We start from the raw sequence: 519 nt of genomic DNA on the forward strand, positions 1-519 counted from the left end.
TAAGCGTAGACGGTGGATGCCTTGGCAGTCAGAGGCGATGAAGGACGTATTAACTTGCGAAAAGCCCAGATAAGGCAGTAAAAGCCATTTGAATCTGGGATATCCGAATGGGGAAACCCACCTGCATAAGCAGGTATCTTAGCGTGAATACATAGCGCTAAGAGGCGAACTCGGGGAACTGAAACATCTAAGTACCCGAAGGAAAAGAAATCAATTGAGATTCCGGCAGTAGCGGCGAGCGACCCCGGATTAGCCCTTAAGCAGACTTGGCGTTAGGTGAACAGGTTGGAAAACCTGGCAATAAAGGGTGATAGCCCCGTAACCGACGGCGCCATATTTGTGAAAACGAGTAGGACGGGACACGTGATATCTTGTCTGAACATGGGGGGACCATCCTCCAAGGCTAAATACTCCTGACTGACCGATAGTGAACCAGTACCGTGAGGGAAAGGCGAAAAGAACCCCTGTGAGGGGAGTGAAATAGAACCTGAAACCGTCTACGTACAAGCAGTGGGAGCC

The 519-nt window shown here is 50.3% G+C and carries 1 rRNA gene; it reads left to right on the forward strand.

The features are described from left to right. Positions 1-519: ribosomal RNA gene (locus tag BZJ21_RS15500) — 23S ribosomal RNA — on the forward strand; the annotation flags it as partial.

Source organism: Salinivibrio costicola subsp. alcaliphilus, assembly GCF_001996185.1.
Taxonomy (GTDB): Bacteria; Pseudomonadota; Gammaproteobacteria; order Enterobacterales; family Vibrionaceae; genus Salinivibrio; species Salinivibrio costicola.